Origin of the sequence: Streptomyces sp. NPDC048185, from assembly GCF_043202495.1 — a bacterium.
In the GTDB taxonomy this organism is placed as follows: domain Bacteria; phylum Actinomycetota; class Actinomycetes; order Streptomycetales; family Streptomycetaceae; genus Streptomyces.
In genome coordinates, this window is sequence record NZ_JBIDAN010000001.1 from 1,180,008 (window position 1) to 1,203,905 (window position 23,898).

Annotated in this window: 24 protein-coding genes; 13 read left to right on the forward strand and 11 right to left on the reverse strand. The window is 71.9% G+C overall.

Annotated features, from left to right (window positions below; all coding sequences use genetic code 11):
* The first annotated feature begins 59 nt into the window (after positions 1-59).
* Positions 60-1,706, forward strand: a complete 1,647-nt coding sequence (locus tag ACGF3H_RS05195) for a restriction endonuclease fold toxin-2 domain-containing protein (RefSeq protein WP_362498976.1) — start codon at positions 60-62, stop codon at positions 1,704-1,706.
* 11 nt (positions 1,707-1,717) lie between these two features.
* Complete coding sequence (locus ACGF3H_RS05200; RefSeq protein ID WP_362498979.1) at positions 1,718-2,173, forward strand: hypothetical protein; 456 nt, start codon at positions 1,718-1,720, stop codon at positions 2,171-2,173.
* A gap of 42 nt (positions 2,174-2,215) precedes the next feature.
* Here the strand turns inward: ACGF3H_RS05200 and ACGF3H_RS05205 are convergent, their stop codons facing one another.
* The gene (locus tag ACGF3H_RS05205; protein ID WP_362498981.1) at positions 2,216-2,638 is read right to left on the reverse strand and encodes a cytidine deaminase; all 423 of its coding nucleotides are present in this window, start codon (positions 2,636-2,638) and stop codon (positions 2,216-2,218) included.
* A gap of 155 nt (positions 2,639-2,793) precedes the next feature.
* On the opposite strand from ACGF3H_RS05205, the gene ACGF3H_RS05210 reads away from it, so the two are divergent.
* The gene (locus ACGF3H_RS05210) at positions 2,794-3,831 is read left to right on the forward strand and encodes a hypothetical protein (protein ID WP_362498984.1); all 1,038 of its coding nucleotides are present in this window, start codon (positions 2,794-2,796) and stop codon (positions 3,829-3,831) included.
* A 67-nt stretch (positions 3,832-3,898) separates the two neighbouring features.
* Here the strand turns inward: ACGF3H_RS05210 and ACGF3H_RS05215 are convergent, their stop codons facing one another.
* Positions 3,899-4,759: an NAD(P)H-binding protein gene (locus tag ACGF3H_RS05215; protein ID WP_362498987.1), complete on the reverse strand. Its 861-nt coding sequence runs from the start codon at positions 4,757-4,759 to the stop codon at positions 3,899-3,901.
* Positions 4,760-4,878: 119 nt separating this feature from the next.
* Between ACGF3H_RS05215 and ACGF3H_RS05220 the strand changes: the two genes are divergently transcribed.
* The 7 genes from ACGF3H_RS05220 to ACGF3H_RS05250 all read left to right on the forward strand — a co-directional run bounded on the left by ACGF3H_RS05220 (position 4,879) and on the right by ACGF3H_RS05250 (position 11,331).
* On the forward strand, positions 4,879-5,280 hold the full coding sequence (locus ACGF3H_RS05220) for a helix-turn-helix domain-containing protein (protein WP_362498989.1): 402 nt from the start codon (positions 4,879-4,881) through the stop codon (positions 5,278-5,280).
* Between the two features lie 595 nt (positions 5,281-5,875).
* On the forward strand, positions 5,876-7,495 hold the full coding sequence (locus tag ACGF3H_RS05225) for an ATP-binding protein (protein WP_362498992.1): 1,620 nt from the start codon (positions 5,876-5,878) through the stop codon (positions 7,493-7,495).
* Positions 7,496-7,497: 2 nt separating this feature from the next.
* The gene (locus tag ACGF3H_RS05230; protein WP_362498994.1) at positions 7,498-7,920 is read left to right on the forward strand and encodes a roadblock/LC7 domain-containing protein; all 423 of its coding nucleotides are present in this window, start codon (positions 7,498-7,500) and stop codon (positions 7,918-7,920) included.
* A complete protein-coding gene (locus ACGF3H_RS05235) occupies positions 7,917-8,270 on the forward strand; it encodes a DUF742 domain-containing protein (RefSeq protein ID WP_362498996.1) in 354 nt (117 codons plus the stop codon). Before ACGF3H_RS05230 ends, ACGF3H_RS05235 begins: the two co-directional genes overlap by 4 nt.
* Complete coding sequence (locus tag ACGF3H_RS05240) at positions 8,248-8,868, forward strand: ATP/GTP-binding protein (protein WP_362498998.1); 621 nt, start codon at positions 8,248-8,250, stop codon at positions 8,866-8,868. The genes ACGF3H_RS05235 and ACGF3H_RS05240 overlap by 23 nt, the downstream gene beginning before the upstream one ends.
* A complete protein-coding gene (locus ACGF3H_RS05245; RefSeq protein ID WP_362499000.1) occupies positions 8,865-10,094 on the forward strand; it encodes a cytochrome P450 in 1,230 nt (409 codons plus the stop codon). The genes ACGF3H_RS05240 and ACGF3H_RS05245 overlap by 4 nt, the downstream gene beginning before the upstream one ends.
* Before the next feature lie 10 nt (positions 10,095-10,104).
* Positions 10,105-11,331, forward strand: a complete 1,227-nt coding sequence (locus tag ACGF3H_RS05250) for a cytochrome P450 (RefSeq protein ID WP_362499003.1) — start codon at positions 10,105-10,107, stop codon at positions 11,329-11,331.
* 58 nt (positions 11,332-11,389) lie between these two features.
* On the opposite strand, the gene ACGF3H_RS05255 is transcribed toward ACGF3H_RS05250, so the two are convergent.
* Positions 11,390-11,860: a carboxymuconolactone decarboxylase family protein gene (locus ACGF3H_RS05255; protein WP_362499006.1), complete on the reverse strand. Its 471-nt coding sequence runs from the start codon at positions 11,858-11,860 to the stop codon at positions 11,390-11,392.
* Positions 11,861-11,980: 120 nt separating this feature from the next.
* Positions 11,981-12,130, reverse strand: coding sequence for a hypothetical protein (locus ACGF3H_RS05260; RefSeq protein WP_362499009.1), 150 nt, complete (start codon positions 12,128-12,130; stop codon positions 11,981-11,983).
* 88 nt (positions 12,131-12,218) lie between these two features.
* On the opposite strand from ACGF3H_RS05260, the gene ACGF3H_RS05265 reads away from it, so the two are divergent.
* Positions 12,219-12,521, forward strand: coding sequence for a hypothetical protein (locus ACGF3H_RS05265; RefSeq protein WP_362499012.1), 303 nt, complete (start codon positions 12,219-12,221; stop codon positions 12,519-12,521).
* 25 nt (positions 12,522-12,546) lie between these two features.
* Here ACGF3H_RS05265 and ACGF3H_RS05270 read toward each other — a convergent pair whose 3' ends face one another.
* From ACGF3H_RS05270 to ACGF3H_RS05280, 3 genes are all read right to left on the reverse strand, one after another.
* Positions 12,547-12,906, reverse strand: coding sequence for a VOC family protein (locus ACGF3H_RS05270; RefSeq protein ID WP_362499015.1), 360 nt, complete (start codon positions 12,904-12,906; stop codon positions 12,547-12,549).
* A 47-nt stretch (positions 12,907-12,953) separates the two neighbouring features.
* Positions 12,954-14,474, reverse strand: a complete 1,521-nt coding sequence (locus ACGF3H_RS05275) for an MFS transporter (RefSeq protein WP_362499018.1) — start codon at positions 14,472-14,474, stop codon at positions 12,954-12,956.
* Positions 14,475-14,648: 174 nt separating this feature from the next.
* Complete coding sequence (locus ACGF3H_RS05280) at positions 14,649-16,025, reverse strand: DUF445 domain-containing protein (RefSeq protein WP_362499021.1); 1,377 nt, start codon at positions 16,023-16,025, stop codon at positions 14,649-14,651.
* A gap of 198 nt (positions 16,026-16,223) precedes the next feature.
* Here ACGF3H_RS05280 and ACGF3H_RS05285 point away from each other — a divergent pair, with 198 nt between their 5' ends.
* Positions 16,224-17,588: an SGNH/GDSL hydrolase family protein gene (locus ACGF3H_RS05285; RefSeq protein WP_362499025.1), complete on the forward strand. Its 1,365-nt coding sequence runs from the start codon at positions 16,224-16,226 to the stop codon at positions 17,586-17,588.
* A gap of 144 nt (positions 17,589-17,732) precedes the next feature.
* Here ACGF3H_RS05285 and ACGF3H_RS05290 read toward each other — a convergent pair whose 3' ends face one another.
* From ACGF3H_RS05290 to ACGF3H_RS05305, 4 genes are read right to left on the reverse strand one after another with little or no spacing between them, the layout of a single operon-like run.
* A complete protein-coding gene (locus ACGF3H_RS05290; RefSeq protein WP_362499028.1) occupies positions 17,733-18,569 on the reverse strand; it encodes a DUF1707 domain-containing protein in 837 nt (278 codons plus the stop codon).
* Between the two features lie 33 nt (positions 18,570-18,602).
* Complete coding sequence (locus ACGF3H_RS05295) at positions 18,603-19,598, reverse strand: ABC transporter ATP-binding protein (protein WP_362499030.1); 996 nt, start codon at positions 19,596-19,598, stop codon at positions 18,603-18,605.
* 3 nt (positions 19,599-19,601) lie between these two features.
* A complete protein-coding gene (locus tag ACGF3H_RS05300; protein WP_393816455.1) occupies positions 19,602-20,486 on the reverse strand; it encodes an ABC transporter permease in 885 nt (294 codons plus the stop codon).
* Complete coding sequence (locus tag ACGF3H_RS05305; RefSeq protein WP_362499032.1) at positions 20,479-21,285, reverse strand: ABC-2 family transporter protein; 807 nt, start codon at positions 21,283-21,285, stop codon at positions 20,479-20,481. The genes ACGF3H_RS05300 and ACGF3H_RS05305 overlap by 8 nt, the downstream gene beginning before the upstream one ends.
* 235 nt (positions 21,286-21,520) lie before the next feature.
* Between ACGF3H_RS05305 and ACGF3H_RS05310 the strand changes: the two genes are divergently transcribed.
* Positions 21,521-23,887, forward strand: a complete 2,367-nt coding sequence (locus tag ACGF3H_RS05310) for a transglycosylase domain-containing protein (protein ID WP_362499034.1) — start codon at positions 21,521-21,523, stop codon at positions 23,885-23,887.
* The last annotated feature ends 11 nt before the right edge of the window (positions 23,888-23,898 follow it).

Consider the following 23,898-nt stretch of genomic DNA (forward strand, 5'->3'; position numbering starts at 1 on the left):
GCGATAGAAAGGTCCGTCGTTGCGCGACGTCACGTGAGGTAGGTAAGGGGAGGTTACACGTGAGGCTGCCGCCCGACCTGCAGGTCATCACGGACAACATGATCAAGGCTTCGATGGGGCTGGCCGACACCGTCATGGTAGCCACAGTGGAAGCAACGGTGGCCTTGTCCGTGGAACTCGAAAGACAGCACGGCATGGCCGGTGACGATGACGCCGGGGCCGAGTTTGCGAAGGTGTATAAGCAGGCGGCATCGAAGACTTTGGACTTTCTTGGTCACAGCGCCTATATCATCGGCGAATCCGGCAAAGGTTTGATGCGGACCGTCCGCGAGTTCATGGCTCGCGAGAGTGAAGTGGCCTCGGCCATCCTGCAGAAGCAGGTTGACTTGACCTACACAATGGGCGACCCGGGTCAATCATGTGACCAGCGATTCCTGGGCTTGGGTCAAGAGCTCCCCGAAGTGGTGGGCGAGACGTCGTCATGGGACCAGTACGCACCCGGCGGGATGAGCGATCGTTTCCGTGGTTCACCGGAGAAACTCCGTGATGTGGCGGGGTCGTGGCGCGCCGGCGGTCGGCTGATCAATCGGCTTCTCACCGATGCACAGACCTACGCGGACACAGCGAACAAGGCTCATTCCGGGGAGGCCGCGAAAGCCTTCCGTCGCTATTTTGCGAACAACGTCGGCTTCGTCTGCCCTAATGACCAGGCCAACCCGGACGAACCGCTGTTCGCAAACCTTGTCGCTGCTTGTACGCAGTTGTCAAAGGCCTGCGATCGGTACGCCGACCACGTGGAAAACGCCAAGGAAAACATCCTCCGCCACAAGACGGAACCGTTCTCATTCGACCTTCCGTGGGACTCCCCCATGTTCGGCGGCAACGGTTACGACGGCGGACTCAAGGACGTAGTCCTCAACGACTCGTACATACGCGACCTGGGCGATGTGGCACATGCCTTGGATTCCTCGGAGAAGCGCACCAAGCTGCCACCAGGCAGTAAGCCTGACAGACCGTTGATACCCGGCCTGCCATTGCTTCCAGTCCCCTGGGGTGCCCCGGTACCCGTCGTCGTGGCGTCCTACCACGGTCAGGCACCGAGCATCCTGCCGATGGGCAGTACGTACGATCCGAACCTGGACCGGGAGCCGATCCCACCGGCGCCCGGCAGTACCCGAATACTCAGCTTGCCGGAGCAGCAACGCTTCGACAGTTGGGTTCACACTCTCCCGGCCCACGGCTTCGCCGGCGGCGGAGGCGCAGCACACCCCGACAACGCCTACCAGTTGCGCGTTGCCGGGTACCCAGAGCGTGAGGTGCCGCTCCCTCCCGGGGTCGGAAAAAGCCGCGCCGGCCTCAAGATCGACGGCATGCGGAAGGTCGACGGCTATGCCATCGATGCAAAGCACGTTCGTGATCCCGAAAGCTGCAAGTCGTTCCGGAGCATAAGCAAGGTCAACCAGACCCTTGGCACCCCACCGAAGATCGACCCCGAGACCCAGCGAATCGTCTTCGACCCTCACCGCGATGGCATGTATGTGAAGGACGCCAACGAGATGGCCCGGTACAGGGCCGCACTCGAGGACCCTCGCAACGACGAAATCCGCGGATTTGAAATCGTCACGAACGACAAGCGGGCAGCTCCGTACTGGCAGAGCATGATGGCCATGAGCGGAGTCAATGGCACCGCACGCTACGTCCCCTAGCAAAGGCAGACATGACGGACCCCAACGCCCGACGCACCACCTACAGTTTCGCGCCGCCCGTGGACAACGCGACGGCCTGGGACATCGATCTCGACGACTTCGCCAACCGTCTCATGCAGGCCTTCCCCGGTACCGAGATCGAGCCCGTCGGCGCGCTGGGCCCTCAGCAGGCCAACTCCCTTTCCTTCGACATGCCGCTGGGCGGGGGCAGCCGCCTGGAAGGGCTCGTCAGTGCCCCGTACCCGAATGTAGGCAGCGTCATGGCCCTGGACGCAGCCGCCCCGGAGGCGGCTGTGCTGGCCCGGTTCTTGCGCGACCACTACGCTCCCACCCCGGATCTCGTGCATTTCACCAGCGAGATGGCACTCGAGATCGGTGTCACCGATTACGCGCAGATTCCGCCGGACGGCGGGCTGGAAGAGATCACGAGCGTGCTGCAGGCACACATCGACGAGATGGATGCCTAAGCCCCGCTGCTGCCCCCGACGAAACGCTTCCCCGAAGGACGCTCAGGACACCGTCCCCGCCCCGTCCACCTCCACCTGGTGCTCCGCCCAGACGTACGTCTCCGGCAGGAGGTCGGTGATGGGTACCGTCCGGAGCTCCGCGGCCCTGCCCACGATGATCCTGAGGTCGGGGAAGTAGTCGGCCAGGACCTGCCGGCACCGGCCGCACGGGGGGACCACGCCCCGGTCGCGGTCGCCCACGGCGACCATCGTGTCCAGCTCGTACGCGCCCTGCGCCGCCGCCGCGCCGACGACGACCAGCTCGGCGCAGGGGCCGCCGGTGAAGTGGTACGCGTTCATCGCGGTGACGATGCGGCCGTCCCGGGTGCGGGCCGCGGCGGCCATGGTGTGGTTGTCGCCGTGGCTGCGCGTGCGGGCGACGTCGGCCGCGGCCCGGATCAGTTCGTGGTCGACGGGGTGCGTCACGGCGGAGGCTCCTGCGGGTGGTGGTGGTCGGGGCGTCGACCGATCAACCTAGTGCCGCCGCCGGTCGCGCGGTATCGGATATCGGGCGGTGGGCCTGGGCAGTCGGCGGGGGACCGGCGCACCATCCCGTCCGCGCTGGTGAGAGAGTCGGCGCCATGACGAGGACCACCCCGCCCCGCCCGGTCGACATCGAGGCGCTCTTCCCCGAGCTCGCCGGGCACCGGGGCACCACCACCCGGCTGCACCCACGGGCGGGCAGCCCGGACACGACGGACAGTTCCGTGGGCGGGCCCCTGCTGTGGCCCGTGGACGAGGACTGGCCCGTGTGTGTCGAGCCGCACGGGCGGGACCGGGGGCGGCGGCTCGCGGACATCCGTCGGGAGCGGGAGGTGTGGGCGGCGGCGCAGGAGCGGGGGACCGGGCTCACGGATGCCGAGCGCGGCCTCCTGGACGAGCTCAAGCGCAAGCACCGGGTGCCCGACGTCTCCGAGACGGCTCCGGTGCCGATGATCGGCCTCGCCCAGCTGTACCGGCGGGACGTTCCCGACCTCCGCCCCGGGCCCGACGGCTGCGACCTGCTCCAGGTGTTCTGGTGTCCCTTCGACGCGCACGGCGCCACGGGGTACGGACCGTACCTGCACCTGCGGTGGCGCAGGTCGGCGGAGGTCGGTGAGGTGCTGGCCGCGCCGCCGCTGCCGGAGGTGGTCGGCTACGCCGGGTACGTGCCCGAGCCCTGTGTGCTGCACCCCGAGCAGGTCGTCACCTATCCCTTCGCCGGTCTGCTCCCCCAGGAGCTGTGCGACCGGCTCGACGCCTGGGACGAGGCGCTGGAGGAGGAGGCCGAGGAAGCGGCCGACTCCAGCTGCGGTTGCGACGCGGTCGACCCGATCGGCTACCAGTACGACCTCTCCATACCGCCCGGATGGCGCGCGGGCGGCTACGCGTCCTGGCACCGGACCGATCCGTACGCCATGGACTGCCGGGCGTGCGCGGCTCCCATGGAGCTGCTGCTCACCGTCGACACCTCCGAATGGGACGGCGGCAGCCGCAGCTGGAAGCCCGTCGAGGACCGGGACCTGCCGCCGCACCCCTTCGCCAGGCCCACCGAGGTCGTCGTCGGCAACCACGGTGAGCTGAACGTCTTCGCCTGCCCCGCCGACCCCGGGCATCCGCATCGCTGGAGCGCCCAGTGAGCGGACCCGCAGCCCCCGGGATCGCGTGCGGCCCATCCCGTAGGCGGGGCACGCGGTCCGGCGAGGGCTAGCGGAACGCCGCCGCGTTGCGGGCCGCCCAGTCGGCGAAGTCGCGTGGGGCTCGGCCGAGGACGCGCTCGATGTCGGGGCTGACGCGCTGCTCGGCCGGGGTCGGTTCGCCCAGGATGGACAGGGTCGTCTCCACCACCGGCTCGGGCATGAAGCGGAGGAACCGTGCGGCGGCCTCCTCGCGGGTGAGCTCCTCGAAGCGGACCGGTTCGCCCAGGGCCTCGGCGATCGCCTGCGTCTGCCGGCGAGGTGTGATGAGTGCGGGCCCCGTCAGCTCGTACGTCCGGCCCGCGTGGCCGCCCGCCCCGGCGCCGCCCTGCCGCAGGATCACCGCCGCGACCTCGGCGATGTCGGCCGGGTCGACGGTCGGCAGGCCGACGTCTCCGAAGGGCGCGGGGACGGTCCGGTGGGCGCGGACCGGCTCGGCCCAGGCGTACGCGTTGGAGTGGAAGCCGCCGGGGCGCAGGATCGTCCAGTTCAGGCCCGATTGCTCGACGGCCTCCTCGATCGCGCGGCCGACCTGGCCGTGGGACGGCGACTCCGGGCGGGTGGCCACGCCCTGGGAGGACAGGAGGACGACCCGTTCCACTCCCCCGGCCTTCGCCGCGTCCAGGATCCGGTGCGGGTCGATCAGGTGCGCGCTGGGGCCGCCGTTCTGCAGGAACAGCGCGTCGGCGCCGTCGAGGAGCGGTCGCAGGGTCTCGGCGTCGGTGAGGTCCGCCTGCCGGTGCCGGACGCCTCGCGGCACGACCGCCTCGGTGATCCCACGGGACGTGGCGGTGACCGCCTCGCCGGCCGCGGCGAGAATCCCGACCAGTGAACGGCCGACGTTGCCGGTAGCCCCCGTGACGATGATCATGCGTAACTCCTCATGCAAGTTGGGCCAGTTGAGCGCCCGGTGATGGGCACGAGGAGACGCTAACAGCGTCGGTATAGTAGGTACCCAGAGGAAAGTGACTCTCCGGGAGGGATGTACACGTGGCCCGTGAAACCGCCCGGACGGCGGCCCAGGCCGTCCCTGTGACCGACCCCGAGCTGGCTTGTCCGGTCAGTCCCGTCGTGGACATCGTGTTCAGCCGGTGGACCACGCCGATCCTGTGGTCCCTGCACACGTACGGGCGTCAGCGGTTCGTGGAGCTGGAACGGCGGATCGCCCGCATCACGCCGAAGGTGCTGACCCAGCGGCTGCGGCAGTTGGAGCGGGACGGTCTGGTCGTGCGCACGTACCACCCCGAGGTGCCGCCCCGGGTCGAGTACGAGATCAGCGAGCTCGGCCGCAGCCTCGCCCCGCTCTTCGCGCATCTTTCCGAGTGGGCCACCGAGAACCTGGTCAAGGTCGAACGGGCCCGGATGGCCTACGACTCCGAGTCCGGCCGCTGACTAGCAGGACGCCCGCTCGAAGACCAACTGGTTTTCGGCCAACGCCAGTTGACCGCCAACCGTGCATTTTTCGCCTCATACTTCCAGGACCGGCCATCCGTAGTCACTGAGCTGCCACAACGCGTGAGCACAAGCGGTATGGTCCCTGCCGAACGCCCATGGCGGGCACGGCAGTTCAGGTCCTGCAGGAACGAACCTGCGCTGTCGCGAGCCCGCTCCGTCGTCGGCCCCCACCGCTCGTGCAGGCCCTGCGCTCGCCCCCTGGAGATCCATGTCGTGCACACCCACCGTTGTCGGCATCGCTGAGTCCTCGGCACGTGGAGGCGTGACGGGGGCGCGGTCCCGGGTGGTGCCGCGGGAGAGCGTCGGGGGCCGCCGCGTCCCTTTGCCGCGGATCGACAGATCCCGGCTGCTTCTGGCTTGTTGAGGACCCTCGCCGTCGTGGGGCGGCTTCAGTGCGTCCCCGACAGCCGCGGCACCGGCCCGGCAGCCCGGCTCCCGGACGCCTCAGCGGCGACCGCCGCTCCGGCCCCACCGCCGCCGCCGGGACCGGCGCCCACCCCACACCGACGGCTTCCCCATCCGTGAGGACCCGATGACTGAACTGCTGTTGACCGTCGCCCTGTTGCTGGCGGTGGCCGGAGCCGGGGCCGCCTGGTACTTCCGGCGCGCACGCGATCAGGCCCAGCGCCAGGCCGAACTGCTGCGCCGGCACGCCGACCGGCTCACCCTGCAGCTCCTCGCGGCCGAGCAGTGCGTGGGCCACTTCGCGACCACCGTGATCCCCGCGGCGGCCGGCGCCGGAGGGGGCGGCGACGTCCGCAAGGGCGCGCTCACCGTCCCGCCGAACCTCGACGGCACCCCGCTCGCCGAGCGGCTGCTCGCTCTCCCCGGGGCGCTGGCCTCGGCGGTGGGCGAGATACGGACGCAGGAGCGGGCGGCGGCCGCCCGGACCGCCGATCAGTTCCGGCAGGACACGGAACGGCAGATCGCGCAGGTGCGGCAGGAGTCCCTGGGCGTCGCCCGGGCCGCCGTGCGCGGCTTCGCCAACAACGTCGTGGCCCGCGCGGCGCGACTCGGCCGGTCCGTCAGCCAGGGTGTGCGGCGGCACATCTCGGACGAGGCGTACGCAACGCTGGTGGAGATCGACCACCTCACGCAGCAGATGCTGCTCACCGCGTCGGGGTACGCCGTGCTCGCCGGGGACAAGCTCTCGCGGCGCTGGCCCGCCACCTCGCTGACCGACATCGTGCGGGCGGCGATGGGCCGGATCGAGGGGTACGAGCGGATCAAGCACCCCGAGATGGGGACCGTCGCGGTCGAGGGACGCGCGGTGGAGGCGGTCGTGCACGCCCTCGCGGTGCTGCTGGACAACGCGCTGCGCTACTCCCCGCCCGCCGCCAGCGTCCACGTGTCGCTCGAGCAGGGCCATCACGCGTTCTTCCTGGTCGTGGACGACGCCGGACTGCGGATGGACGACGAGCGGCTGCTGTGGGCCAGCGACGTCATGTCCGGCGAGCAGCGCGACGACATCACCCGCCTGGGCGCCCACCCCCAGACCGGGCTGCGTGTGGCGTCGCTGCTGGCGGAGAACTACGGCTTCCGGGTCGAACTGACCGCGCCGAACATCTACCAGGGCACCCGGGCCATGATCGTGCTGCCGAAGAACCTGCTCGTCACACCGGGACCGGCCGGCCCCGCCGTCACCTCCGCGCCGTCGGCGCCCGCGACGCAGCCGGAGCCGCCCGCCGCCCGGCCGGTTCCCGGGACCGAGTCGGTGCCGCTGGCCGTACCGGCGGCGGTGGCGACCGTAGCGGCGCAGACCCCCGGGGCCGGGCCCGGCCCGCAGACCGCCCAGGCATCCCGAACCGCCCAGGAATCCCGGACCGCCCAGGAATCCCGGACCGCCCAGGAACCCCGGGCCGCCCGGGAATCGCAGACCGATCCGGAACCGCAGACCGCCCCGCCCGCCACCACCGCCAGCGGCCTGACCGTCCGCCGGCGCACCAAGGCTCCCGTCGCCGCGCGCCGCGCCGCCGAGCCCGCCGCCGGGCCCGGCCGTCCCGCCGTCGCGGCCGCCTGGGCGGCGGGCACCCGCCGCGGCCGGCAGGACGAGCCCGCCCCGGCGCCCGCGGGAACCGACGCGGCGCACCGCACGGCACCCGGCCCCGGACCCGACCCCGCACACGACGCCGCACCCGAAGAAGGACACTGATCGTGCGAGACACACACACCAACAGCCTGGGCTGGCTGCTCGACCAGGAGCTCGGCACCGTCGAGGGCGTCCGCTACGCCGTGCTGATGAGCAGCGACGGCCTGCTGAAGGCCCGGACCGAGACGATCGGCCAGGACGACGGTGAGAAGTTCGCCGCGCTGACGGCGGCGCTGCGGGCCGCGGGCAAGGCGTGGGACGAGTTCACCGGCGGCCAGGGCATGCGGCAGCTGCTGATCGAGTCGGTCGGCTGCATCGGCCTGACGACGACCGCCGCGAGGAACACCATGCTGTCGGTGTGCACGACCGGTCCGGACGCCGACGTCGGGCTGATCTCCCATCACATGGTGCGGCTCGCCACCCGGGTGGGGCACGAGCTGGGCACCCAGGAGCGCGTGCCGGCCGCGGAAGGCGGCTCGCCGGCATGACGGGGCCGCGGCGTGACCCCGACATGGTCAGGCCCTACGTCCGCACCGGCGGTCAGGTCCGGGCGCGTGACGACGTGCGCCCGGAGAGCGTGCTCATCGCCGCGTCCGGGCCCGTGGAGTCCCTCGGCCCGGACGCCCGGCGGGTGATGCGGCTGTTCACCGGCGCGGAGGGCGGTCTGGCCGTCGCGGACATCGCCGCCGCGCTGGAGCTGCCGCCCTCCACGGTGCGCATCCTCGTCTCCTCGCTGATGGACTCCGGCCACCTGGCCAGCCCCGTCGCCGCGAGCGACCATCAGCCCGAATCCGACCTGTTGCAGGAGGTACTGCGTGGACTGCGCTCCATGGTCTGACCCGCCCGTCACCTACGTCCCGGCCACGGTGACGCGGTCGGCCAAGATCGTGGTCGCGGGGGGTTTCGGCGTCGGCAAGACGACGCTGATCGGCAGCGTCTCGGAGGTGAAGCCCCTGCGGATGGAGGAACCCATCACGCAGGAGAGCGCGGGCGTGGACGATCTGCGGGGCACCCCGCACAAGACCACGACCACGGTGGCGATGGACTTCGGCCGCATCCACATGGCCGGCGGCCGCATCGCGCTGTACCTGTTCGGGCTGCCGGGGCAGGCCCGGTTCCAGCCGCTGTGGGAGGACCTGGCCGAGGGGGCGCTCGGCTGTCTCGTCCTGGCCGACACCCGCGACCTCGACGCCTCCCACGACGCCCTCGGCCTGCTGGACAGCGGGGGCATACCGTACGCCGTCGCCGTGAACACCTTCCCCGGCGCGCCGCGTTACCCCGAGGCGGAGCTGCGCGAGGCCCTGGCCCTCGACGCCTTCACCCCGCTGACGACCTGCGACGCCCGCGACCGCACGTCCTCGCTGCACGCCCTGATCACGCTCACCGAGTACCTCTCCGAGCACCGCTCGGCCGCCCTCCTGGAGTCCCGCCGATGACGATGCCGTCCGCCGCGTCCGCGCCGGCGAGCCCACCGGGGCGGATCGCCCTGTACACCGCGGAGTTCGCCGCCGACCCGCACGCCGCGTACCGGCGCATGCGCCGCACCCACGGCCCCCTCGTCCCGGTGGACCTGGCGCCCGGGGTCCCGGCGACGCTGGTCATCGGCTACTACCAGGCCCGCCGCATCCTCAACGACCCGCTGCACTTCCCCGCCGACCCGCGCGCGTGGGAGAAGCTGATCCCGGCGACCTGCCCGGTCAGGCCGATGATGGAGTGGCGGCCCAACGCGCTGCGCTCCGGGGGCGCCGAGCACGCCCGCTACCGCGGCGCGAACACCGCCGCGATCGGCGGGGTCGACCAGCACGGGCTGCGGACCCTCGTCGAGAAGGTCGCCTCCGGCGCCATCGGCGACTTCCGCGAGCGGGGCGAGGCGGACCTGCTCTCCCAGTACGCGTTCCCGATCGCCTTCCGCGTCCTGAGCGCGCTGCTGGGCTGCCCGGACGAGATCGGCGTGCGCATCGCCGACGGCATGGCGAAGATCTTCGACACCACCCACGCCGAGCAGGGCAACCAGATCCTCGGGCAGGCCGTCGCCGACCTGGTGAGCCTGCGCCGGCAGCACCCCGGCGACGACATCACGTCCCGGCTGATCGGCCACTCCGCCCGGCTGAGCGACGAGGAGATGGGCCACCAGCTCGTCACGCTCTACGGCGCCGGGATCGAGCCGCTGACCAACCTGATCAGCAACACCGTGCTGAAGATCCTCACCGACGAGGAGTTCTCCGCCGACCTGCACGCCGGGCTGTCCACGGTGCGCGACGCGCTCGACGCCGTCCTGTACACCGACCCGCCCATGGCGAACTACTGCATCTCGTACCCGCCGTACCCGATCGACGTGGACGGGGTGCTCCTGCCCGCCGACCAGCCGGTCGTGATCTCCATGTCGGCCGCCAACAACGACCCGGCCCTCACCGACGGAGTGTCCGAGGGCCGCCGCACGGGCAACCGCGCCCATCTGGCCTGGAGCACCGGCCCGCACACCTGCCCGGCCCGCTCGCACGCCTACCTCATCGCGGAGACCGCGGTCACCCATCTCCTCGACGCGCTGCCGGAGACGGACCTCGCCGTGCCCGTCGGTGAACTCGTCTGGCGCCCCGGCCCGTTCCACCGCGCCCTGGAATCCCTGCCCGTCACCTTTCCCGCCATTCCCGCCGTCGTCTGAGGAGCCCGCCATGCCCGACCAGCAGTCTCCGCTCGTCCTCGATCCCGCCGGTGCCGACCACCACGCCGAGCACCGTGCGCTGCGCGCCCGCGGTCCGGCCACCCGGGTGGACGTGCTCGGCGTGGAGGCCTGGTCGGTCTCCGACCCCGCCCTGCTCAAGCAGCTCCTGACCGGCCCCGACGTCTCCAAGGACGCCCGGGCGCACTGGCCCGCCTTCGGGGAGGTGGTCGGCACGTGGCCGCTCGCCCTGTGGGTGGCGGTGGAGAACATGTTCACCGCGTACGGCCCCAACCACCGCAAGCTGCGGCGGCTGGTGGCGCCCGCCTTCAGCGCCCGCCGCATCGCCCACATGCGGCCGGCCGTCGAGGGCATGGTGGACGGGCTCGTCGGCCGTCTCGCGGGCCTGCCCGCGGGTGAGCCGGTCGATCTGCGCCAGGAGCTGGCCTACCCGCTGCCCATCGCGGTGATCGGCCACCTCATGGGCGTGCCCGAGGACCGGCGGGAGGGCTTCCGGGCCCTCGTGGACGGCGTCTTCGACACCACGCTGAGCCAGGACGAGGCCCAGGCCAACACCGTGCGGCTGTACGAGGTCCTGGACCAGCTCATCGCGGCCAAGCGCGGCGCTCCCGGCGACGACATGACGTCCCTGCTCATCGCCGCACGGGACGACGAGAGCGACGGCACGGGCCTGACGCACGACGAACTGCGTGACACGCTGCTGCTGATGATCAGCGCCGGCTACGAGACCACGGTCAACGTCATCGACCAGGCCGTCCACACCCTGCTGACCCGCCCCGACCAGCTCGAACTGGTCCGCAAGGGCGCCGTCACCTGGGACGACGTCGTCGAGGAGACCCTGCGCCACGAACCGGCGGTCAAGCACCTGCCGCTGCGGTTCGCCGTCACGGACATCCCCCTGCCCGACGGGCGGACCATCGCCCGCGGCGAGGCGATCCTCGCGTCCTACGCCGCTGCCAACCGTCACCCCGGCTGGCACGAGAACGCCGACACGTTCGACGCGGCCCGCACGGTCAAGGACCACCTGGCGTTCGGGCACGGCGTCCACTTCTGCCTCGGCGCGCCCCTCGCCCGCATGGAGGTCACCCTCGCCCTGCGGAAGCTGTTCGACCGCTTCCCCGGGATCCGCCTCGCCGACCCCTCGGCCGACCTCGGGTCCGTGCCCTCCCTGATCAGCAACGGCCACCAGCGGCTCCCGGTGCTGCTGCACGCCGGCTGAGCGGCGCGACGGCCCGCCCCCCGGTGCCGGGGCGGGCCGTCGCGGTCTCGCGGGGGCGTCAGCCGAACATGCCCGGCTCGTAGTCGCCCGCCGGCTGCTGGGTGATGACGTTCAGCCGGTTGTAGGTGTTGATGACGGCGATCAGCCCGACCAGCGCGGCCAGCTGCTCCTCGTCGTAGTGCCGCGCCGCGTTCGCCCAGGCCTCGTCGCTGACGCCGCCGCCGTCGGCGATGCGGGTGCCCTGCTCGGTCAGCTCCAGGGCGGCGCGCTCGGCGTCGGTGAAGACCTTGGCCTCCCGCCAGGCCGCGATCAGGTTGAGGCGCAGCGAGGTCTCGCCCGCCTTCGCGGCGTCCTTGGTGTGCATGTCGAGGCAGAAGCCGCAGCCGTTGATCTGGCTCGCGCGGATCTTCACCAGTTCCTGGGTGGCGGCCGGCAGCGTCGAGTCCGTCACGACCTTGCCCGCCGAGTTGATGTGCCGAAGGATCTTGCCGGCGATCGGGTTGCCGAAGAGGGCGAGGCGAGCGTCCATGGTGGGTTCCTCCGTCGTTGGTCGTTGCTGTCGGCCGTGCTCTTCGGCCGTACACAGCTACGACGGATGCCGGCGAGGAGTTGTGACAGGCCGGCGCCCGGGATGCCTGTGACCTGCGTCTCATCCGTCCGGCGTGCTGCGTGCCGTCAGCCGGGTCAGGGCCGCCGCCGTCACGGCGGCCGGGCGCTCGTCCATCACCCGGTGGCCCGCGTCGTCCGGCATCGCCTCGAGCGGCGCACCGGCGTCGGTGTGCGGCGGGGCGGCGCGCACCCCGGCGCGTGCGCCGTGCCCGGTGAGGATTAGCCTCGGTCGGAAGTGATCGGCGCGGCAGGAGCCGCGGCACGGGCAGGAGGCAGGCATGGCGAAGGTTCCCAGCGCGGTCGTCGCGGCGGGCGGTCTCGTCGGCGGGTACGGCGTGGCCCGCTGGACCAAGAAGCGGCAGCTCGGCGGGGCCGTGCTCGCCGTCGCCGGGGCCGCCGCCGCGCAGCAGTGGCGCCGGCAGGCCGGCGGGAAGACCGCCGGGGCGCTGACGGCCGCGTACGTCGCCGGTTTCGCGGGGTCCCACCCGCTGGCCAAGAAGGTCGGCGCCTGGCCCGCCGTGTTCGGGGTCGCCGGTGCCGTCGCGCTGGCCTCCTGGGCGCTCGCCGACCGGCGGGCCTGACCCCGCCGGTCCAGCCCCGGCCGGCCTAGGAGCGGTGCGTCAGGACGTTCACCACGCGCCCGCTCGGGTCCCGCACGAAGAAGCGCCGGACGCCCCACTCCTCGTCCCGCAGCTCCCGCACGATCTCCGCGCCGGACGCGACGACCTGCGCGTGGACCGCGTCGACGTCCTCGACCTCCACGCTGAGGTCGGGGACGACGGGCCCGGTGCGTTCCTCGGTGAAGAAGCTGATCTGCGCGGTGGGGACGGACGGTGACGCCAGGGTCGTCACCCAGCCCATGTCCATGACCTCCTCGAAACCCAGCAGGCCGTAGAAGTCGCGGCCGGCGGCCTGTTCCTCCTCGGACCCGGAGTGGATGTTGGGGACGATCCTGCGGACGGTCATCGAAGGCTCCTCGCGGTCGGCCGGTCGGGAGGCGGTCGGCCCGGACTCTACGCCGTCGCGGTGCCCGTGCCCGGCGCGTTCTCCGTTCCCGCGCCCGTCCCCGCGGCCGACAGCGGCTCCGCGATGTCCTCCAGGGACCGGCGTTCCGCCTTCACCGCCAGGAACGCCGCCACCAGGCCGGCCGCGCACATCAGCCCGGCGCCGATCTGGAAGGCGAGCACCGTGTCGCCGACGACGCCGGACTCCGTGAGGTCGGCGAAGAGCAGCGGGCCGCTGATACCGCCGGCGGCGGTGCCGAGGGCGTAGAAGAAGGCGATGGCCATCGCCCGGGTCTCCATGGGGAAGATCTCGGAGACGGTCAGATAGGCGCTGGAGGCGCCCGCGGAGGCGAAGAACAGCACCACGCACCAGCAGGCCGTCATGGTGTCGGCGTTCAGCGAGCCCCGGTCGAAGAGCCACGCCGTGACGAACAGCAGAACGCCCGACAGCAGGTAGGTGCCCGAGATCATGATCCGGCGGCCGACGGTGTCGAAGAGCTTGCCGAGCAGCAGCGGGCCGAGGAAGTTGCCGGCCGCGATGACGGCGAAGTAGTAGCCGGTCTGGCCGGTCGGCACGTCGAAGAAGGTGATGAGGATGGTGCCGAAGCCGAAGGTGATGGCGTTGTAGAGGAACGCCTGGCCGATGAAGAGGGACAGGCCGAGGACCGCGCGGCGCGGGTACTTGCCGAAGACGGTCTTGGCGATCAGGCCGAAGCCGATGCTCTTGCGCTGGTGGATGGTGATCTCGCCGGCCGGCCGCGGCAGCCGTTCCCCCTTCTCCTGCTCGATCTCCCGTTCGACGGAGGAGACGAGTCGCTCCGCTTCGTCGCCGTAGCCGTGGATGAACTGCCAGCGCGGGCTCTCCGGGACGTGCCGGCGCACCAGCAGGATGACCAGGCCGAGGACCACACCGAGGGCGAAGCTGAGCCGCCAGCCGAGGTCCTTCGGGAAGATGTCGGTGTCCAGCATGACGATGGACAGCAGGGAACCGCCGATGGCGCCCAGCCAGTAGCTGCCGTTGATGATGAGGTCGACCCGGCCCCGGTACTGGGACGGGATCAGCTCGTCGATCGCCGAGTTGATGGCCGCGTACTCGCCACCGATGCCGAAACCGGTGAGGAACCGGAACAGGAAGAACCACCAGGACTCGAACGACACCGCGGTCAGCGCGGTCGCCAGCAGGTACACGACCAGCGTCACCATGAACAGCTTCTTGCGGCCGTGGCGGTCGGTCAGCCAGCCGAAGAACAGGGCGCCCGAGCAGGCACCGGCCACGTAGAGGGCGGCGGCCAGGCCGGTGATCTGGGCGGAGCTGATGTCCAGGCCGCTGCCGTCCTCGGCGATCCGGCCGGCCACGTTGCCGACGATCGTGACCTCCAGACCGTCCAGGATCCAGACGGTGCCGAGGCCGATCACGATCATCCAGTGCCACCGGGACCAGGGCAGCCGGTCGAGGCGGGCGGGGACCGCTGTGGTGACGGTTCCCGTGGAGGCGGGTACGGAGTCCGGCGACGACGATTCCGCTGACATGGCTCCCTCTCCCTTGAGGACCGTGGGACGACGCCGCCCGGTCCCGAAGGTGCCGTGCGACGCCGTCGGACCGAGCGATCGGAACCCGTGTGCCCCCAACCGGGGCGGGCACGCTCGGCCGGTCAGGTCCCGTCTCCGCGCGCGGGCGGGAACCTCACGGCGGGGCCCTGCGGGCTACGCCCCCAGGACGCGGGAGAGCGTGTAGATCAGCAGCCCGGCCAGCGAGCCGACGACCGTGCCGTTGATCCGGATGAACTGCAGGTCCCGGCCGATGTTCGCCTCGATCTTCTTCGTGGTGTGCTCGGCGTCCCAGCCCGCCACCGTGTCGGTGATCAGGGACGTGATCTCCCGCCGGTAGGTGGTGACGACGTACACCGCGGCGTCCTCGACCCACGAGTCGACCTTGCCCTGCACCTTCGGGTCCGAGGCCATCCGGGCACCCAGCGACAGCAGCGACGCCCGGACCCGCAGCCGCAGCTCGCTGCGCTCGTCCTCCGCCGCCGAGACGATCATGGAGCGTACGGCGGTCCAGGCGGAGGCGATCAGGTCCTGCACCTCGCCGCGGCCCAGCACATCCGTCTTCAGCCGCTCCACGCGCGCCCGGGTCTCGGTGTCGGACTGCAGGTCGGAGGCGAAGTCGGTGAGGAAGCGGTCGAGGGCGCCGCGCGCGGGGTGGGCGGGCATGTCGCGCATCTCGGTGACGAAGCGCAGCAGCTCCTTGTAGACCCGTTCGCCGACCTTCTTGTCCACGAACCGGGGCGTCCACCCGGGCGCCCCGCCCTGCACGGCGTCCATCACGGAGTCGCCGTGCAGCACCAGCCAGTCGTGGGCGCGGGAGACGATCAGGTCGACGACCCGGCGGTGCCCCCCGTCGGCGACGACCCGGTCCAGCATCTTGCCGATCCCCGGCGCGATCTCCTGGGCGTCGGCCCGCCGCGTGATGGCCTCGCCGACCACCGCCTGCACGTCGGAGTCGCGCAGCACGGTCAGGGCGCCGCGCAGGGCCGCGGACAGCTCGGCCGTCACCCGGTCGGCGTGCTCGGGCACCGCCAGCCACGCACCGAGCCGGCTGCCGATGCCGACGGCGCGCAGCCGCTGCCGTACGACGTCCTCGGAGAGGAAGTTCTCACCGACGAACTCGCCCAGCGAGACGCCCAGCTGGTCCTTCTTCCTCGGGATGATCGCGGTGTGCGGAATGGGCAGCCCGAGGGGGTGGCGGAAGAGGGCGGTGACCGCGAACCAGTCGGCGAGCGCGCCGACCATGCCGGCCTCGGCGGCCGCGGACACATAGCCCGCCCAGGCGCCCGCGCCCCGGTGGGAGGCCCACTCGGCCAGGACGTAGACCAGGGCCACGAACAGCAGCAGGCCGGTGGCGGTCAGCTTCATGCGGCGCACGCCGCGCCGCTTCTCCTCGTCGGCCGGACTGAACGCCGTCATCGCCCGGTTGCGGACGGCCCCGGCCGAGGTGGCGGAGGACGGGCTCTCACCCGCCTCGGCGCCCTGCCCGCCACCCATGGAACCCTCCGGACGTTCTGTCTTCGTGCGTGCCATCCGCTCCACCGTTCGACGATCCGTCCCGCACCCATTGTCCCTTCCTGACCGACTCCCGGAACGGAACACAAGTTCCCGGCGTCCGACAGGGAGGCGGGAAGCCGGGGGGTCACGCGTCCTCTGCCCGCCCCATGCCGCATCATGGGTTCATGGGACCGGAGCCTCGAAGCTCCCCTCGTCCGAGGAGAACAACACAGCATGACCCAGGGTCGTGACGGAGACGCGGGGGCGCCTCCCCGCAAGCAGCGTGCCCTGCTGGCCGCGATCGTCGCCCTGACGGTGGCGATCTGCGCCGCCATATACGCCACGGTGACCTCCGTCGACGGCACGCCGGACCGCACCCCGGCCGCCGGCGGCCGGCCCCCGTACAACGACGCCGCGCCCGCCTCCACCGGCACCTGGGTAGGCGCCTGGTCCACCTCGCCCGCCGGCCCGGAACCGGGCACCGCGGCGCGGGGCATGGCCGGCCGCTCGGTACGCAACGTCGTGCACGCCGGCGTCGGCGGCAACGGCGCCCGGATCACCCTGTCCAACCTGTACGGCCGCTCGCCGCTGACCGTCACCCACGCGTCCATCGCCCTGGCCACCGGCGACGGCACCGCCGCCGCGGCCCCCGGCAGCATGCGCCGGCTCACCTTCGGCGGCAGCCCCCGGGTGGTCGTCCCGGCGGGCGGGCAGGTGATGAGCGACGCCGCCCGCATCGCCGTGCCCCGCGGCGGCGACGTCCTGATCACGACGTACTCCCCCGTGGCCTCCGGCCCGGTCACCTACCACCCGCACGCACGGCAGACCAGCTACGTCGCCGAGGGCGACCGCGCCGAGGACGCCACCGCCGCCGCGTACACGGGCCGGACCTCGTACTGGCGCTACGTGACGGCGCTGGACGTGCTGAGCCACGAGGCCGTCGGCACCGTCGTCGCGCTCGGCGACTCGATCACCGACGGCTACGGCTCCGCCATGGACGCCAACCACCGCTGGACCGACGTCCTCACCGAGCGGCTGCGCACGGCCGCCGGGACCGGGCGGAACGTGCCCCGCTACAGCGTCGTCAACCAGGGCATCAGCGGCAACCGGCTGCTGACCAGCGGCACGGGCACGCCGCCCGCCAACCCCAGCACGCTGTCCCGGTTCCCGCGGGACGTGCTGGGCCGCACCAACGCCAGGGTGGTCGTCGTCGCCGTCGGCGTCAACGACATCCTGCACAGCCCGGAACTCGCCGACCGGGACTCCGTCCTCGCGGGCCTGCGCACGCTGGTCGACATGGCCCACGCCCACGGGCTCAAGGTCGTCGGCGCGACGGTGATGCCGTTCGGCGGGCACAGCGGCTACACCGACGCGCGCGAGACCATGCGGCAGGAGATCAACGAGGAGATCCGCGAGGGCCGGGTCTTCGACGCGGTCACCGACTTCGACGCGGCCCTGCGCGACCCCTACGACCCGCGCCGCCTGAGCCCGCAGTACGACAGCGGCGACCACCTCCACCCCAGCGACAGGGGGTACGCGCGGATGGCGACGGCCCTGAACCTGAACGACCTGAGGACCACGTCCCCGGCGACCCTGTGACCGGGGTCGGACCGGCCATGGCTGCGGGCAGTCGTGCCGCTGGGGCGGCACGGGTGGGCGCAGCGGCACCCCGCAACGCCGGGCCGCGACGACCCCCTCCCGGCCACCACCGACAGGCGCTCACGGACGTGCGCCGGCCCGCGGTCAGTCCGCGTCCCCCCGCCGCCGCTCCCGCTCCTCCCGCCGCCGCTCCCGCAGCTCCTCCCGGTGCTCCCGCATCAGCCCCCGATGCCCGTCCAGCATCGCCCGGTGGGCGTCCTCCACGTCCTCCCGGTACGACGCGTGCAGCTCCCGCCGCGCGGCCTTCCGCTCCAGCTTCTCCCGCCGCCGCTCCTCCTTCAGCCGCAGCCGCTCCGCCCGCGTCACCTTGCGCTCCACCCCGACCCCGCCCCAGAAGGCGAAGCCCGTGACGACCACGCGCGGCGCGCCCGGCTCGGCGGGGACGCCCTCCTCGCTGTGGTCGAAACCGCCCATGACCCCGATGCCGCGCACGACCACCTCGACCCCGGGCGGCACGACCACGTTCATGCCCCCCATGATCGCGACGCAGTTGATCACCACCTCGCCGTCCGCGAAGTTCGCCTCCCGCAGGTCCAGCTCACCGCCGCCCCAGAACGCGAAGCAGTTGAACCGCTTCGGCACCGTCCAGCGGCCCTTGCGCTCGAAGCCGGACATCACGGCGACCGCCCACGTCGACGACCCCTCACCGCCGGTGATCCGCCCCGCCCAGCCCCCGCTCCCCGCGGGCTCCTTGGTCATCGACACCCTCGCCACCGGCGCCGCGCCGCCCTCCCCGGCCGGCAGGTCCCGGGTGATCGGCGCCAGGTCCCCGTAGGTCCGCGCGCGGTAGGTGGTCTCCAGTCGCTCCTCGAACTCGGCCATGTCCAGGCGGCCTTCGGCGAGGGCGTCCCGCAGGACCTCGGCGACTCGTTCACGGTCGGCGTCGGACGCGCGGAGGTCCGGGGCGTGGTCGTCGGTCATGTGCAGCAGCCTACGAGCTCACCCCGCCGGGCACTACGCGCTCGCCCGTTCCGCATAGATCCTGGCGATCACCGCTTCGATGTCCGGCTCCCGCACCGAGAGGTCCACCAGCGGGTACCGGGCCGCGATGTCCGCCACCAGCCCCGCGGCCGACGCCGACGCGGGGAACGCCAGCCACTGCCGGGGCCCCTCCACCCGCACCACCCGCGCGGGCGCCGGCGCCTCGATCGGCGGCACCTCCCGCTCCAGGTCCACCACCAGGGTCCGCTCGCTCTCCCCCGCCTCGTGCAGCCCCGCCAGCGGCCCGTCGTACATCAGCCGCCCGTGGTCGATCACCATCACCCGGGAACACAACTGCTCGATGTCCTGCAGGTCGTGCGTGGTCAGCAGCACCGTCGTGCCCCGCTCCGCGTTCAGCTCCCGCAGGAACCCCCGCACCTTGGCCTTCGACACCACGTCCAGGCCGATCGTCGGCTCGTCCAGGTACAGCACGTCCGGGTCGTGCAGCAGCGCCGCCGCGATGTCGCCGCGCATCCGCTGCCCCAGCGACAGCTGCCGCACCGGAACGTCCAGCAGGGACCCGAGCCGCAGGAGCTCCACACAGCGCTCTAGGTTCGCCCGGTAGCGCGCGTCCGGAATCCGGTACATGCGGTGCATCAGCCGGTAGGAGTCGATCAGCGGCAGGTCCCACCACAGCGTCGTCCGCTGCCCGAACACCACCCCGATGCGGTGCGCCAGCCGCGTCCGCTCCCGTGACGGGTCGATGCCCGCGACCCGCAGCCGTCCGCCGCTCGGCGTGAGGATGCCGGTGAGCATCTTGATCGTCGTCGACTTCCCGGCGCCGTTCGGGCCGATGTAGCCGACCATCTCGCCCCGGGCCACGGTGAACGACAGCCCGTCCACCGCCCGCACCTCACGCCGCTCCCGCTTCAGGAACCCGGTCTTCCGGCGCACGTCGAAGACCTTCTCGACGCCCTCCAGCTCGATGAAGCCCGCACCGGTCTCCCCGGCGCCGCCGCTGATGTCCATCCGCTAACTCCCTGTACTCCGGTACGAACGAAGCCCCGCCCGCCACGCCAGCCCCGCGAGGGCGCAGCAGGCCACGGCCACCAGCGGCGGCGTGAACGCCACCCACCCGGGCAGCGCCAGCGGATACGGCCGCTCCAGCACACGGCTCGCCGGCAGCCAGTTCACGAACGCCAGCGGCACCACGAACGTCACCCCCCGCACCAGCTCCTGCGCGAACACCGTCGGCGGGTACTGCAGCATCGTCGTACCGCCGTACGTGAAGGCGTTCGACACCTCGGAGGCGTCCTGCGCCACGAACTGGAAGGCCGCCGCCGCCACGAACACCGCGCCGAAGATCCCCGCGTCGCTGACCAGCATCACCGGCATCAGCAGCAGCTTCGCCGCCGACCAGTCGATGTCCAGCACCACCAGCGCGTAACCCAGCACCAGCGCGCCCTGCGTCACCCGGCCCAGCCGGCGCAGCGCGAACCGGTCCGCGGCCACCTGGGCCAGCACCGGCACCGGACGCACCAGCAGCGTGTCCAGCGTGCCGTCCCGCACCCGCCGCCCCAGCCGCTCCATCGAGCCGATCGCCAGGTCGGCCAGTCCGAAGGAGACCGCGGACAGCCCGTACAGGAACGCCACCTCGGGCAGCGTGTAACCGCCCAGCGCGTCGACCCGGGAGAACATCAGCAGGATCGCCACGAAATCCAGCACGGTCACCGCGAAGTTCGCGAGCGTCGTCAGCGCGAAGGACGCCCGGTAGGCCATCGTCGACCGGATCCACATGCCCGCGATCAGCCCGTACGCCCGCAGCCCCGCCCCGACCCGGCCGCCCCGGCCCTCCCACGCCTCCACGCCCGCGCCCGCGCCCGTGTCCGTGTCCGTGCCCGCGGTCGTCTCAGCCACCCTGCACCACCACCCGCCGCGTCGCCGCCGACTGCACCAGCCGCCCCACCGCCAGCAGCGCCACCGCCCACCCCGCCTGGAAGGCGAAGGTCCGCAGCGGATCCGCCTCCCCCAGCAGCACATCGGCCGGCGCCTGCAGCAGCGACGACCACGGCAGGGCCCGGACCACCTCGCCGAGCGCGCCCGGGAACACGTTCAACGGCAGCAGCATCCCCGAGCAGAACAGCCCCGCGATCCACGCCATCTGCGCCACCCCCGTGCCGTCCAGCAGCCAGAACGCGGAGAGCGCCACCAGATAGCGCAACCCGAAACCCACCAGCATCGCCAGCCCCACCGCCACCAGGAACGCCAGCCACCTGGACACCTCCCCCGGCAACGCCACCGGAAAGAACAGCGCCCCGAACACGAACGGCACCACCCCGCGCCCCAGCAGCTGGAACAGCGCCCGCCCCGCGTCCGCCGCCAGCCACCACAGCTGAAGATCGGCCGGCCGGTACAGATCCACGGCGATGTCACCCGAACGGATGCGCTCCATCAACTCGGCCTCGACACCGCCGCCACCGATCGCCAGCGCCGCCAGCAGCGCCTGCCCCAGCCACACGAAAGTGACCGCCTGCGCCTGGTCGTAGCCCCCGAGCTGCGGTTTCTCGTCCCACAGGGCCAGATAGGTGTACACCAGGATCAGCCCGAAGACCGTGTTGGTGAACACCCCGGCGGCGGTGGCCGCCCGATACGTCGCGTACCGTCTGAATCCCCCCACCGCGACGGCCGCGTACAACCGTCCCGAACCCACGCCCAAGGCCTCCACCTCCGCCCGGCAGCAAAGCGCAGGAGCCTAGTACGACGGCGACGGGGCACACCACGGAATTACCGGGGCACCGTCCGGAGTCCCGGACGGCGGCACCCGATTTCACGGGTGTGCCGCAAAGCGGGAACGGAACGCCCGGTGCGAGAGTCTTCAACAGAGGACGCAGAAGCGTACAAGGCCGTACGAGACCAGACCGTACGACGCGAAACAGGAGTCCGTGCACGAGATGAGCGACGAGCCGCAGCAGCCTGACCAGGGCTCGCAACCGGGAACGGCGACGCCGAAGAAGCCGAAGAGGCCCAAGCGGACCGGATGGCGCCGGCTGATCCCCACCTGGCGCATGACGCTGGGCGCCTTCGTCGTCGGCGTCCTGCTGGTGATCGGCGGCTTCTTCCTCGGCTACTCGCTGGTGCAGATCCCGACGTCGGCCAACGCCCTCGCCACCCAGCAGAGCAACGTCTACCTGTACGCCGACGGCAGCGTCCTCGCCCGCGACGGCGAGATCAACCGGGAGAACGTCGGCCTCGCCCGGATCTCCAAGGACGCCCAGCACGCCGTCCTCGCCGCCGAGGACCGCGACTTCTACACCGAGTCCGCCATCGACCCCATGGCGATGATCCGGGCCGGCTGGAACACCGCCACCGGCAAGGGCAAGCAGTCCGGCTCCACGATCACCCAGCAGTACGTCAAGAACTACTACCTGGCACAGGAGCAGACCGTCACCCGCAAGGTGAAGGAGTTCTTCATCTCGATCAAGCTCGACCGGGAGAAGAGCAAGGACGAGATCCTCGAGGGCTACCTCAACACCAGCTTCTTCGGCCGCGGCGCCTACGGCATCCAGGCCGCCGCCCAGGCCTACTACGGCGTCGACGCCACCGAGCTCACCGCCGCCCAGGGCGCCTACCTCGCCTCCCTGCTCAACGCACCCAGCCAGTACGACGTCGTCGCCCACCCGGAGAACAAGGGCGCCGCCGAGGCCCGCTGGAACTACGTGCTCGACGGCATGGTCAAGATGAAGTGGCTCGACCAGGCCGAACGCGCCGGGCTGACGTTCCCCGCCCCCAAGCAGACCACCGTCTCCACCGGCATGTCCGGACAGCGCGGCTACGTCGTCCGCATCGTCAAGGACTACCTGATCAAGAACGGCGTCGTCGACGAGGAAGACCTCGACCGCGGCGGCTACCGCATCACCACCACACTCCAGAAGGACAAGCAGGACGCCTTCGTCAAGGCCGTCGACGACCAGCTCATGTCCGAACTGGACAAGGACCGCAAGGTCGACACCTACGTCCGCGCCGGCGGCGCCTCCGTCGACCCGAAGACCGGCAAGGTCGTCGCGATGTACAACGGCATCGACTACGTCAAGCAGTACACGCCCAACGCCACCCGCCGCGACTTCCAGGTCGGCTCCACCTTCAAGCCCTTCGTCTTCACCGCGGCCGTCGAGAACCACGCCGACACCCAGGACGGCCGCATGATCAACCCGAACACGGTCTACGAAGGCGACAGCGAACGCCCCGTGGACGGCTGGAGCGGCACCCACTACGCCCCCGAGAACGAGGACCACCACGACTACGGCAACATCACCGTCCGCGAGGCCACCGACAAGTCCGTGAACGCCGTGTACGCGCAGATGGCCGTCGACGTCGGCCCCGGCACGGTCAAGAAGACCGCGGTCGACCTCGGACTGGCCGCCGACACCCCGGAGATGCCGGAAGGCCCCGCCATCGCCCTCGGCACCGCCACCGCCAGCCCCCTCGACATGGCCCAGGCCTACGCCACCCTCGCCAACCACGGCCGGCACGGCACCTACACCCTGGTCGAGAAGGTCATGAAGGACGGCAAGCACGCGGTGGAACTGCCCGAGCGGCGCGAGAGCCAGGCCGTCAGCCGCGAGGCCGCCGACACCACCACGTCCGTGCTCCGCAGCGTCGTCCAGAACGGCACCGCCACCGCCGCCCAGGCCGCAGGCCGCCCCGCCGCAGGCAAGACCGGCACCGCCGAGGAGGACACGGCCGCCTGGTTCGCCGGCTACACCCCCGACCTCGCCACCGTCGTCGCCGTCATGGGCCAGGACCCCGTCACGGCCGCCCACAAGCCCCTCTACGGCGTCATGGGCCTCGACCGCATCAACGGGGGCGGCGCACCCGCCGAGATCTGGGCCCAGTACACCCGCAACGCCCTCAAGGGCGAGCCGGTCACCGACTTCGACCTCCAGCTCCAGGCGGGCGCCGACGTCACCGCGCCCCCCTCCGCCGACCCCTCCGACGACACCGGCACCGGCGACGAGTCCGACGGCGGCACGGGCGACGAGGACGGCACCGACGACGAGGAGACCGGCAGCGCCACCCCCGGCGACAACGGCGGCGCCAGCACCGAACCCGGCGACACCGGCGGCGACGGCGACCCCTCGACCGGCGGCCCCACCATCGGCGGCCCGAGCACCGAACCCGGCCCCACCGGCGGCGGGACCGGAGACGGGGACAACGGCGACGGCGGCACCGACGACGGCGAACCGGGCGGAGCGGGCGGCGGCGAGCCGGACAACGGCGGATTCGTCGGCGGCCTCCCCGCCACCCCGCGGGACGAATGACCCCCGCGCCG